Genomic DNA, 11,854 nt, shown 5'->3' on the forward strand with positions numbered 1-11,854 from the left:
TTTAAACCTTGGATTTCCACATCACCAATTGATGCCGCTGTATCACTACCTAAACGAACACCTTGGATATAAACATTCATACCCTGAGTACTGTTGTTTTTCAATTGAAGACCTGAAGTTGTCACAGAAATATCAGTATTGATATCTAAATCACCATTTGCATTACCCGTACCACGTACATAGATATTATCTAGATAGATTTGACCACCGCCCGCAGCATCATTAATACCAAGGTCACTAATCGTCAAACCACCTTGTAGAGTAGAGTCTAATTTAATCATTGCACCTTGAGGTGTAGCACCTAGTTGAACATTAGCAGAGATCGCACCTAAAGATAGGTCTAGGCCAGTAAGAATTTCAGAAGTTGTACCTGTTACACCACGAACAGCAGTTGTAGTATCGGTTAATGTTGAACCATTTGATGCAGCAACACCAATCGAACCAATACTAATATCTACAGCACCAACATTTGCTGCGATATTAAGGAAAGCACCTGATGTACCCGCATCAGTATCAATCACTAAATCAAGTAAATTGCCACTACCACTTTGAGTGATAGAAAGACCATCAATTGAAATAGCACCTGCTACCCCTGTTGCACCAGTAATACCTGTTGCTGTGTCCAAACCATCGTTATCGTGAATATATAATTTGTCGATAGAGATACCACCAGCATCTAAAGCGATACCAATATTGATCCCATCTTGACCTGTTGCAGCGCTTAGTGCAGCATCATCCATTGACTGCATAGCCATTGCATTTGCGCTAATCGCCATTGAAGAAACTAAAACTAGTTTAGTAAACATTTTCATTGAGCACTCTCCCAAGAGCATTTATTTTTTTGACTTTCACTACTCTAAACTGTCCACTGTCGTTTTTCTTTAATGACAACCTGAACTTCCAATCCTTGAGTAGTTCGCTTAGCAAGTACTAAATTACTCGTTTGTTATTTTATGTTCAACTCCTGTTAAATGTTTTTTACCAATAAACCGATAAACGGCTGAATCATTAAAAAGTCAACTAACAGCCACAGAAAAACAATAAACATATAAAATATATAATAATTTAAAGAAATATATGCTTGTTTTTAAGTGCGCATTTTCAAGAGATGCCGCTTTATTCTACTGACAGAAGCTCAATATCAGGGATGTAACAAAATACAAATGAGCATCAACAATATGCAGAAAAATCAGTTTGATTAAAATTTATTTTTCGATATTCATTCAAACAAATATTCGATGTTTTTTTAATCTGACGTATCAGTAGATTTTTATTGATTGTAGTACAATTTGATATCTCAAATACAGATGAAGTCATTGTTGTTTTATGTCTTATTTTAATCGCGAGCTTAATACGCAACTCACATCTGCATTTGACCTGCTATTGCAATTAGATGGTTTGACTGGTTTAACCTATTTGTATGATCAAAACAATCCAATTATCGCATTTGCACCTAAAGCATTCTTAATTATAGAGCGTTCGACACTACAACAATTTGATCGTATTGAATTTGATCAATATCAGAAGAGCACCACGACATCAATTTTAGGATTCACCAATTTAGACCCAACCTCGCCTCCAAAGGCAAACAATGTCAGTTTCCAAGGGGGCTATATTGGATTTTTTAGTTATGACTATGCAGCACAACTCAATATTAACAATACTATCCGCTCACAACCTTGTTTTTTCTTAGGCAAATATCAAACGTTCTTAAAGTTCCAAAATAATGCTTGGTATTTCCATAGCGATGAAGACGAAGCGCAATACATTTATGATCAAATCTGTCATCGATTAGAACAGCCCAAAAAAAATGTGAAACTTAACTTAGTTTCAAAATGCCATCCGCGCTGGTCAAAACAACAATATATGGATGCTTTTGATGAGGTCAAAGAATATATTAAAGCTGGGGATTGCTATCAAATCAATCTAACGCAAGAATTTAAAGCGAAAGTCGAGGGATCATTATTGAGTCAGACCCAAGCTTTGTGGGATCTCACACATGCACCTTATGCAGGGTATCTTAATATTAGTAATTTTGAGTTACTAAGCTGCTCTCCTGAACTATTTATTGAGTTTCAGGCCGAGCGAAAAATCAAAACACGTCCAATCAAAGGCACCATGCCGCGCTTTAATGATCCTGAACAGGATCAAATCTCTAAGAACAAGCTAAGTCAATCTGAAAAAGATCAAGCTGAAAATGTGATGATCGTAGATTTGCTGCGAAATGATTTAAGCGTTTATGCAGAAATAGGATCTGTAGAAACAACAAAACTGTTTGAAATAGAAAGCTTTAACCAAGTTCATCATATGGTCAGTGAAATTACAGCAACACTACAAGAGGAAATTAACCCAATGCAAGTGTTGTTGTCCGCCCTTCCTGGTGGATCAATCACGGGTGCACCGAAAATCCGTGCTATGCAAATCATTGAGCAGTTAGAAGGCGCTCCACGTGGTGCATATTGCGGTAGTCTCGGTTATTTTAATTTTGATGGGACGGGCCGTTGGAATATTTTGATCCGCAGTATTCAAAAATATCAAAATGAATTATCGATGTGGGCTGGAGGCGGTATTACGATCGCATCAGATGCGGAAGCAGAGTATCAAGAATGTTTTGATAAAATTTCTGCCATGATTGATTTACTCAATACATGGCAGCAATCCGAAAAATAAATATCGGTTTATAATATCTTTGTTTTGAGCGTCTCAACCAAACGTTGATTTTGCTCATCCGTACCGATCGTGATACGCAAGAATTGATTAATTCTTGGTTTATTAAAATAACGAACAATAATTCCCTGTTCACGAAGCTGCTGAGCAAGCTGTGCTGCATCATGTTGAGGGTGCGTAGCAAAAATAAAATTTGCCTTTGACGGTAAAATGTTGAAGCCAAGCGTATTTAAATCATTAACCAATTTCTCTCGACTTTGAATCACTTTTTGGCATTGTGCTTCAAAATAACTTTGATCTTCAAATGAAGCCACTGCTGCTGCAATCGCGAAACGATCAATTGGATAAGAGTTAAAACTATTTTTTACCGCTTCAAGTGCAGCAATTAAATGACTTTGTGCAATCGCGAAACCCACACGCAGACCCGCAAGCGAACGTGACTTAGATGTCGTTTGGCAAACGACGAGATTGTCATAACGACTGACTAATTGAACAGCTGTCTCAGCACCAAAATCGACATAAGCTTCATCTATCACAACCACACGATTTGGATTTGCCTGTAATACTTTTTCTATCTCTGCCAATCCTAACGCAATACTTGTAGGCGCATTGGGGTTGGTAATAATGATGCCGCCATTTTCTTGTTGATAATCTGAAACATCTATTTCAAACATTTCATTCAATGGAATTTGCTTCGTTTCAATCCCGAAGAACTGACTATAAACAGGATAAAAACTATAAGTAATATCAGGATAAAGGATCGGTTCTTTTTGAATAAAGAATGCTTTAAAGATATGAGCCAACACTTCATCAGAACCATTACCAACAAAAACTTGCTCAACATCCACATTTTGCTGTTTTGCAATCGCTTGTTTTAAGGCAGTTGCATCTGGATCAGGATATAGACGTAAAGCATCGGCTTGATTGGATAATACAGCTTGAACAGCTTCCACCACCTTTGGTGAAGGCGGATAGGGATTTTCATTGGTATTAAGTTTAAGTAAATTCTGAATTTTTGGTTGTTCACCAGGCACATACGGCTCTAGTTCACGAACCTCAGGACTCCAAAAACGCATTTGTTCTGTTGTAAACGTCATTTTCTACTCTCTTGTTACCCTCTCCTAACCTCTCCCAAAGGGAGAGGAGTCTTCAAACCTATTTCACATGTATCGTGACAAGTCCCCCTCTCATTTTAGGAGAGGGTCAGGGAGAGATTTATATTTTTTTATAGTGCTAGACTACAGCACTCACTTCTAGCTCAAACTTCATAACGGTAACGTGCTGAACGCGCGTGAGCATCAAGATTTTCTTGCACTGCGAGTACATCAGCAGTTTTCGCTAGGATTTTAACCCCATCTTTTGAGCACATAATCAAGCTTGAACGCTTTTGAAAATCATATACACCTAATGGAGACGAGAAACGTGCGGTGCCCGATGTTGGCAAGACGTGGTTTGGTCCTGCACAATAGTCTCCGATTGCTTCTGGTGTATAACGTCCCATAAAGATCGCACCAGCATGACGAATGTCTTGACTCATTTTTTCAGCATCATCCAAACAAAGCTCCAAATGCTCAGGAGCCACTTGGTTGATCAACTCAACCGCTTCTGCACGGTCTTTGACCAGTACCAATGCACCACGATTTTGAATCGATGTTCGCGCAATTTCTGCTTTCGGCAATTCATTTAAATGTTTTTCAATCGCAGCTTCAACGGCATTGAGAAGCGCTTCATCAGGTGTAATGAAAATCGCTTGAGCAACTGTATCGTGTTCGGCTTGAGATAACACATCCATTGCTAACCAATCGGCATTATTTTCACCTTCAGCATAGACCAAAATTTCAGAAGGCCCTGCGATCATATCAATACCGACTTGACCAAATACGGCACGTTTCGCTGCTGCTACAAATCGATTGCCTGGTCCAGTAATTTTGTCCACAGGAGGAATGGTCTGTGTGCCATACGCCAACGCAGCAACAGCCTGCGCACCACCAATGGTAAAAACTCGACTAACACCAGCCAAATATGCTGCGGCTAAAACCAATGGATTCAGTTCACCATTCGGTGCAGGAACCACCATAATAATTTCAGGTACACCCGCTACATGTGCAGGTAAAGCATTCATCAGCACAGAGGATGGGTAAGAAGCTAACCCACCTGGCACATAGATTCCCACTCGATCAAGCGGAGTAACCTTCTGTCCTAAGGTATTACCTAGTTCATCTACGTAAGTCCAACCCTCTTGCTTCTGCGCCTGATGGAATGAACGAATACGTTTTGCTGCCAACTCTAAGGCTTCACGTATTTCAGTACTTAAACCGTCAAAGGCAGTCTTAAGTTGTGCTTGTGTCAGTTCTAAATCAGAAAATTGATGCGCTGGATGTCGATCGAACTGCTGCGTTAACTTAAGTACATGATCATCGCCATGCTGACGAACATCGGCAATAATCTGGTCTACAGTTTGAATTAGTTGAGGATCATTCACAGTTTCAAATGCCAAAAGCTCAGCAAATGTTTGTTTAAAATTCTGATCCTGAGTCGATAAACGTCGCATCAATTTACCTACAAGGTGAAAAAGAGAACGCTAAGTTTACTCTTTTTAATCAGATTTGTGGGGGCAATATCTGCTTAAAAAATCAATAGTAAAGAGCGAATTCTTCGATAAATCATGCACACCGCTTCATCAAGACAAAACCCCAATAAACAATAATAAAATTTATAAAATAAAAACAATATCTTATAAATATTTTTTAACTTTCTGTCACAACTTCACTTTCTGAATCGTCAATTTAGTAACGCTATTGATTTAAACGAGGAACATTAAAAATGGCAAAGCTAAATACTCATCCGAAAACACATTTACCAGAAGCGATTCGGTCTCTCTATCAAGTACATCAAAATATTGACGACTCTGCTTTACTGGAACGATCGCTCTATCATCTTGTTCTGCTACAAGCCTCACAAATCAATCAATGTGCTTTTTGCATCAAAATGCACATTGCTGAAGCGCTAGCCGACGGGGAAAAACAAACACGTTTAGATCGCTTGATTGTTTGGCGTCACTGTTCGGATTTTAGTGCACAAGAAAAAGCTGCATTTGCTTGGGTAGAAGCACTCACCCATTTACAATCGCAAACAGATTACCAACCACTTCGTGTCGAGTTACTTAAATACTTCAATGAACAGCAAATATCTGCTTTAACTTTATTGATTGGCATGATTAATTTGTGGAATCGTATCGGCATTTCGCAACACTAAAATTAAATGAATAGACCAACAAGTATCAGTCAAGACGACTTAAACCTATTTCAGGCAAGCCGAACATTTTTGTTTGGTCTTGCCTATCGACTTTTAGGTTCAACAAGTGATGCTGAAGATGCTTTACAAGATGTTTTTATCAAATGGCAACAGCAACCCAAACATGAAATTATCCATCCACAAGCTTGGCTTACCACCATATGCACAAGACATTGTATTGATCTATTGCGCTCTCATCACAAATCTCGGACAGATTATATCGGAACATGGTTGCCTGAACCCTATCATCATACTGAAGAGTTATTTGTCGAATCAGATTACACCCTTTCCACTGCCTTTCTGCTCATCTTAGAAAAACTGTCTGTCAAAGAGCGTGCCGCTTATATATTGCATGAGATATTCAATCTTGATTACGCTGAAATTGCAGACATACTTTTAGAACAGCAAAATTATTGTCGCCAATTGGTGACTCGCAGTAAGAAACGGATTGCAGAGCAGCCCAAAGTACTTTCGACCATACCGACTTCTCATCAAATAACTTTGCTGAATGCATTCAAAGATGCGATTCATTCACACAATCTAGAGCAACTTAAAGCACTTTTAAGTGAAGATATTTTATTTGCAGCCGATGGCGGTGGTAAAGTTTCCGCAATTCGGCAACCCTTTACAGATCTGAACAGTGTATTACGCTTTTTTGAACGTTTACTCTTTCAAGCATGGACTGAGTTATCTTGGGAAATGTGTTATTTGAATGGCAATATCGGTTTCAAACTATTTGATCAGCAACATCATTGTGTGATCGTACTAACTTTTCATTTTGATCAACAGCACATCTCCGACATTTATGTTTTGCGCAACCCTGAAAAACTCTAATAAAAAAGGCCAACCTTAGTTGACCTTCAATATTTATTCGAGATTTTAGCGATTATTAATCGCCTGCTCAAGTTGCGTCAGAATCGGATTGAGTAAAGCTTGTTTACGCTTAAAACTTGCTTTGTTGACGATCAAGCGAGATGATACTTTGCAAATTTCTTCCAAAGGCTCCAAACCATTGGCACGTAAAGTATTACCTGTATCTACCACGTCAACAATGTAATCACCTAAACCAACCAAAGGTGCAAGCTCCATTGATCCGTAAAGTTTAATCACATCAACCTGCTCACCTAAGCTTGCATAGTATTGACGGGTTAGATTGACATATTTAGTCGCGATCTTTAAACGACCTTTCGGACGTTCCATACCTACTTTACCTGCAGTCATTAACTTACAGTTTGCAATTTTTAGATCAAGCAACTCATAAACATGTTGTGCACCATGTTCCATCAATACATCTTTGCCCGCCACACCAAAATCTGCTGCGCCATTTTCAACATAAGTCGGCACATCAGAAGCACGTAAAATTAAAATACGAACTTTTTTATGGGTGGTTGGAAAAATTAATTTACGAGATTTATCAGGATCTTCAAGTAAATTGATACCTGCATTTTCTAGTAACGGTAATGTTTCCTTTAAGATACGACCTTTACTGAGTGCTAAAGTTAAACCATGATCAAAATTGCCCATCACATCAAAATTTGGATCATCGTTTCTTAAGTCATTCATCCTTTTACTCGCTTAATCTGAGCACCTAAACTTTGCAATTTTTCTTCCACGTGTTCATAACCACGATCTATATGATAGATACGATCAACTAGTGTTTCCCCCTCTGCAACCAATGCAGCAAGAACTAAAGAGAAAGAAGCTCGTAAATCAGTTGCCATTACAGGTGCTGCTTGAAGTTTTTCGACGCCTGTTACAACCGCATCATGTCCTTCAACTTGAATGTTAGCACCCATACGTGAAAGTTCAGGGACATGCATAAAACGGTTTTCGAAAATCGTTTCTGAAATCGTTGCAAAACCGCGACCAATCGCATTGACAGCCATAATTTGTGCTTGCATATCTGTCGGAAATTCAGGGTGTGGTAAGGTTCTAAAACTCACGGCTTTAGGACGCTTGCCCTGCATATCTAATTCGATCCAGTCATCACCACGTGTGACTTCTGCACCCATTTCCTCAAACTTATCCAACACTGCTTCAAGCAAGCTAGGATCAGTATGTGTCGTTTTGACTCGACCACCCGTAATCGCAGCTGCAGCCAAATATGAACCCGTTTCAATACGATCAGCGACCACAGCATATTCACAGCCATGTAAACTTTCTACACCCGTTACCACAAGCGTATCAGTATCCAGACCTTCAATCTTGGCACCCATCTTAATCAACATTTGCGCAAGATCAGTAATTTCAGGCTCACGTGCTGCATTACGAATCGTGGTTACACCCTCTGCTAATGCTGCTGCCATCAAGATATTTTCGGTACCACCCACGGTCACCATATCAAAAATGACTTCACCACCTTTTAAGCGACCATCAACTGATGCATGCACATAACCATTTTCAACTTCAATCTGTGCACCTAAAGCCTCTAACGCTTTTAAATGCTGATCAACTGGACGTGAGCCGATTGCACAACCACCTGGTAATGATACTTTTGCATTTCCATAGCGCGCCAATAATGGTCCAAGCACCAAAATAGATGCACGCATGGTTTTTACCAGTTCATAAGGTGCAAACTGATTGTCTAATGTCGAAGCATCAGCACACACCGTTTCACCTTCATAACTCATGGTCACACCGAGACCAGCAATTAATTTTACTAATGTATTTACATCTTTTAGATTTGGAACATTGGTAAGCGTAATCGGAGAATCAGCTAGAATCATCGCTGCAAGTAAAGGTAAAGCTGCATTTTTAGCACCAGAAATGCGCACTTCACCCTCGAGCTTAACACCGCCCGTAATTAAAAATTTATCCATTAATATTTAAGCTCCGAAAAGGCTTGCTTTGCGCCATTCGTCTTTTGTCATTGCACGAATCGTTACAGCATGGACTGCACCGCTCGCAATATAAGAATTTAAAGGTGCATAAACCGCTTGTTGACGACTAACGGTACGTTTACCTTCAAACTGATCATCAACAATACGTAGGTCAAATTTTCCAGCTTGTCCACTCACTGCTACTTCTGCTTCAGGGAAAGCTTCTTTTAAAATTTGCGTGAGCTGCTCACTATTCATTACCAAGACCTCTTATACAACCATTGGTGTAAAACGCGTTATTTTACTATAACTTTTTCACATAATTCAGTATACAGCTTCTTTTTTATCAATAAAAAAAAGAGGCTCAACAAAAAGCCTCTTTTATAAAATAAAAATCAACTTATAAGAGCCAGCTCATGTTGATAAGAACATTGTATTTTTCTATGTTTTGCAAGTTGTCTTTTTAATTTTTCTGTTAATTTTTTAATCGAAGTATACATATCATCAGCTGTTGCTTGTGCAAACAATTCTACCCCTGGAAGGCGAATAATCGCCTCTGCAATATGGTTTGCACTCCCCTTATGTGACCGTTTATCTACTTGATGATCCTTAGCCAACTTGATTTGCATACTGTTCACCTGATCCAGATGCTTGGTCATTTGACTAAACTTCTCTTTTATATTTTCTTCAATTGCTGGTGTAATGGTTAAATGGTGTCCACGAATTGTTATTTGCATAATTCTATCCCTCACCTTTTTCTCAGGATTCAAGAACGTCGCTTAAGCAAATTTAATGCACATTTTGTGGTTCAATATCCATTAAATCATTTTCAGCGACTCCTCTAGTGATCATTAAAAGATTCATTATTTCGTAATAATGAACCCCTAGAATAGTCACACCTTGAAATTCAGATCAAGACTTTTCTTTCAGAAGATGATGGAATATGTAACGATTCACGATATTTTGCGACCGTGCGTCGTGCGACCTCAATCCCTTCCACTTTCAACATTTCAGCAATTGCGTTATCTGACAACGGCTTACATGGATTCTCATTTGAAACTAGCTTTTTGATCATAGCACGGATCGCGGTAGAAGATGCTTCCCCACCTGTGGTTGTGCCCACATGACTAGAAAAAAAGTATTTCAATTCGAATAGACCACGTGGCGTAAGCATATATTTATTGGTTGTCACACGAGACACAGTCGATTCATGTAGCTCAACTTCTTCAGCAACATCACGCAACACCAAAGGTTTCATCGCTTCAGGACCTTGCTCTAAAAATGCTCGTTGATGTTCAACAATACAGGTCGCAACCTTTAATAACGTTTTATGGCGCTCATCGATGCTTTTTATAAAATTCTTGGCCTCAAGCATTTGATTACGCAAATAGACATTATCATCACTTTGATCCGCACGACGAATCATTCCAGAATAAAAGGAGTTAATACGCAGTTTTGGCATAACATCAGGATTGAGCTGCACCTGCCAATGTTGATCTTTTTTCGCAACAACCACATCGGGAACTTGATACTCAGATTCTTGTTGATTAAATTCCAGCCCTGGATAAGGCTTTAATGTTCTTAATAAATCAACTGCCGACTTTAATTGTTCTTTTGACAAGCCAGTTTGTTTCAATAATTTATTCAAATCATTTGAAATAAGTAACTCGTAATATTTAAGAAGATTCTTCGCCTCACTCACATAAGGTGCATGTTCATTCAATGCTTCAAGTTGAATTCTTAAGCATTCGGCCAAATTTCTCGAACCTACCCCAATCGGATCTAAGTGCTGAATATGTTTAAGAACAACGATAATTTCATCCAATTCAACCTCTTCATCGCTGTCCATCTCTTCTAAAAAGCGTGTAGTTGCCAATTGAATATCTTCAAGTTCAGCATCTAAAAAACCTTTTTCATCAAGAGAGTCAACAATGCAATAAGCGATTAACTTATCAATAGAGGAAAAATGCAATAAATTAACTTGTTCTAAAATATGTTCTTTTAAATTATGTTGAACCTGTCGATTATCTTCTCGCTCTTCATATTCGGGAGACCCCAGTGCTGTTGATTGGTGTGTATAAACATCATCCCACTCTGTATCAACAGGCAAATCGTTTGGCAAATGATCTGCATTTAACTCCGTCGTCAAATCAGCATTTTCTTTACTTTCCAGTGCAGAAAGACTTTCTGTTGTGCCTGATTCTTCTATTTTTTCCAGTAAGGGGTTACTATCAAGCTGAATTTGAATTTCTTGTTCCAGCTCTAAGCTTGATAGCTGTAGAAGACGAATCGCCTGCTGTAATTGAGGAGTTAACGACAAACTATTCGCAACTTTCAATCCAACAGATAATTTCATAGAGCCTTCCTTTTAATTAAACAAGCAAAAAACATGCCCATAAAAATATTTATAACATAAAGTAATGTTTACGCATACAAGGAAAATTCCTTTCTAATGACTTATCTGTTCAAAAAACTAGCGAAAGTATAAATATTTATTGTAATACCGAGTCAACCTTTACCTCAGTGCTCTCTTAAAAAATAATAGTTCAAGTTAAATAGAAGCGCTTATCAGAGCAGACGACATCTTTTATGGTGAAGAAATATCAACTACTTTATATTTTGCTGTTTAAGACACTCACGCATTTCTTCGAGCACTTTCTGCCCCATGGTTGTTCGCACAAGATCATTTAAGTCGCTTGCTAGAAAGTTAGACCAAGTCGTACTCGTTGAACCGGAAGACATTGCATATCGTCCACAAGCAGACCAGACCTTTTGATCTGATGTAATATACACTACATATAGCTCACCTTCAGGATCATCCAATATCCATTTGCGAATAACTCGAGGTGCTTGATCTTTTTCTCTATATTTTTAAGGCAATTCAATATTAAGAAACACAAATAGATAAAAGCAATAGCAGATAAAAGTGTATAGACAATCATATCAGCCCTAATATCATTTTTATTCAGTATTTAATTGAAATAAAAGTAGCATAATTCTTTAAATATTTAGCAATAAGGCTGACAAAATATTTTTTTCATACGCCAATAAAAAACACCCCCAACCGCTAGGTT

The 11,854-nt window shown here is 38.4% G+C and carries 11 protein-coding genes and 1 pseudogene; 3 read left to right on the top strand and 9 right to left on the bottom strand.

Features of this window, described 5'->3' with window-relative positions:
* The coding region (locus HMPREF0023_RS08910; protein ID WP_008941900.1) for a DUF6160 family protein at positions 1-812 on the bottom strand (812 nt) is incomplete at its 3' end.
* Between the two features lie 514 nt (positions 813-1,326).
* Here HMPREF0023_RS08910 and HMPREF0023_RS08915 point away from each other — a divergent pair.
* Entirely contained in the window at positions 1,327-2,670 is a 1,344-nt protein-coding gene (locus HMPREF0023_RS08915; RefSeq protein WP_008941902.1) for an anthranilate synthase component I family protein, read from the top strand.
* 8 nt (positions 2,671-2,678) lie between these two features.
* Here HMPREF0023_RS08915 and hisC read toward each other — a convergent pair whose 3' ends face one another.
* Together hisC and hisD are read right to left on the bottom strand one after the other, a co-directional pair.
* Positions 2,679-3,764, bottom strand: a complete 1,086-nt coding sequence (gene hisC / locus HMPREF0023_RS08920; protein ID WP_005081264.1) for a histidinol-phosphate transaminase — start codon at positions 3,762-3,764, stop codon at positions 2,679-2,681.
* Between the two features lie 161 nt (positions 3,765-3,925).
* Positions 3,926-5,218 (bottom strand): histidinol dehydrogenase, encoded by a 1,293-nt coding sequence (gene hisD, locus HMPREF0023_RS08925; RefSeq protein ID WP_008941903.1) that lies wholly within the window; start codon positions 5,216-5,218, stop codon positions 3,926-3,928.
* Positions 5,219-5,490: 272 nt separating this feature from the next.
* Between hisD and HMPREF0023_RS08930 the strand changes: the two genes are divergently transcribed.
* Positions 5,491-5,922, top strand: a complete 432-nt coding sequence (locus HMPREF0023_RS08930) for a carboxymuconolactone decarboxylase family protein (RefSeq protein WP_005091610.1) — start codon at positions 5,491-5,493, stop codon at positions 5,920-5,922.
* A 6-nt stretch (positions 5,923-5,928) separates the two neighbouring features.
* The gene (locus tag HMPREF0023_RS08935) at positions 5,929-6,795 is read left to right on the top strand and encodes a sigma-70 family RNA polymerase sigma factor (protein ID WP_005091612.1); all 867 of its coding nucleotides are present in this window, start codon (positions 5,929-5,931) and stop codon (positions 6,793-6,795) included.
* Positions 6,796-6,840: 45 nt separating this feature from the next.
* Here HMPREF0023_RS08935 and hisG read toward each other — a convergent pair whose 3' ends face one another.
* The 6 genes and pseudogenes from hisG to HMPREF0023_RS17060 form a co-directional block, all read right to left on the bottom strand.
* Entirely contained in the window at positions 6,841-7,524 is a 684-nt protein-coding gene (gene hisG, locus HMPREF0023_RS08940) for an ATP phosphoribosyltransferase (protein WP_004799890.1), read from the bottom strand.
* Positions 7,521-8,780, bottom strand: a complete 1,260-nt coding sequence (gene murA, locus HMPREF0023_RS08945; RefSeq protein WP_004637998.1) for a UDP-N-acetylglucosamine 1-carboxyvinyltransferase — start codon at positions 8,778-8,780, stop codon at positions 7,521-7,523. The genes hisG and murA overlap by 4 nt, the downstream gene beginning before the upstream one ends.
* Positions 8,781-8,786: 6 nt before the next feature.
* A complete protein-coding gene (ibaG, locus tag HMPREF0023_RS08950; protein WP_004637997.1) occupies positions 8,787-9,038 on the bottom strand; it encodes a BolA family iron metabolism protein IbaG in 252 nt (83 codons plus the stop codon).
* Positions 9,039-9,175: 137 nt separating this feature from the next.
* Positions 9,176-9,517, bottom strand: a complete 342-nt coding sequence (gene hpf / locus HMPREF0023_RS08955) for a ribosome hibernation-promoting factor, HPF/YfiA family (RefSeq protein ID WP_004637996.1) — start codon at positions 9,515-9,517, stop codon at positions 9,176-9,178.
* Positions 9,518-9,687: 170 nt separating this feature from the next.
* Positions 9,688-11,136 carry an RNA polymerase factor sigma-54 gene (locus HMPREF0023_RS08960; protein WP_005081255.1) on the bottom strand — a complete coding sequence of 483 codons (1,449 nt, stop codon included), beginning with the start codon at positions 11,134-11,136 and terminating at the stop codon, positions 9,688-9,690.
* Positions 11,137-11,387: 251 nt separating this feature from the next.
* Positions 11,388-11,722, bottom strand: a pseudogene (locus HMPREF0023_RS17060) (hypothetical protein).
* Between the last annotated feature and the right edge of the window lie 132 nt (positions 11,723-11,854).

Source organism: Acinetobacter sp. ATCC 27244, from assembly GCF_000156555.1.
GTDB lineage: Bacteria > Pseudomonadota > Gammaproteobacteria > Pseudomonadales > Moraxellaceae > Acinetobacter > Acinetobacter haemolyticus.

Excerpts from the sequence above, each read along its gene's own strand:
- HMPREF0023_RS08915 (WP_008941902.1), top strand. The coding sequence starts at position 1,327 with ATGTCTTATTTTAATCGCGAGCTTAATACGCAACTCACATCTGCATTT.
- hisC (WP_005081264.1), bottom strand. The coding sequence starts at position 3,764 with ATGACGTTTACAACAGAACAAATGCGTTTTTGGAGTCCTGAGGTTCGT.
- hisD (WP_008941903.1), bottom strand. The coding sequence starts at position 5,218 with ATGCGACGTTTATCGACTCAGGATCAGAATTTTAAACAAACATTTGCT.
- HMPREF0023_RS08930 (WP_005091610.1), top strand. The coding sequence starts at position 5,491 with ATGGCAAAGCTAAATACTCATCCGAAAACACATTTACCAGAAGCGATT.
- HMPREF0023_RS08935 (WP_005091612.1), top strand. The coding sequence starts at position 5,929 with ATGAATAGACCAACAAGTATCAGTCAAGACGACTTAAACCTATTTCAG.
- hisG (WP_004799890.1), bottom strand. The coding sequence starts at position 7,524 with ATGAATGACTTAAGAAACGATGATCCAAATTTTGATGTGATGGGCAAT.
- murA (WP_004637998.1), bottom strand. The coding sequence starts at position 8,780 with ATGGATAAATTTTTAATTACGGGCGGTGTTAAGCTCGAGGGTGAAGTG.
- ibaG (WP_004637997.1), bottom strand. The coding sequence starts at position 9,038 with ATGAATAGTGAGCAGCTCACGCAAATTTTAAAAGAAGCTTTCCCTGAA.
- hpf (WP_004637996.1), bottom strand. The coding sequence starts at position 9,517 with ATGCAAATAACAATTCGTGGACACCATTTAACCATTACACCAGCAATT.
- HMPREF0023_RS08960 (WP_005081255.1), bottom strand. The coding sequence starts at position 11,136 with ATGAAATTATCTGTTGGATTGAAAGTTGCGAATAGTTTGTCGTTAACT.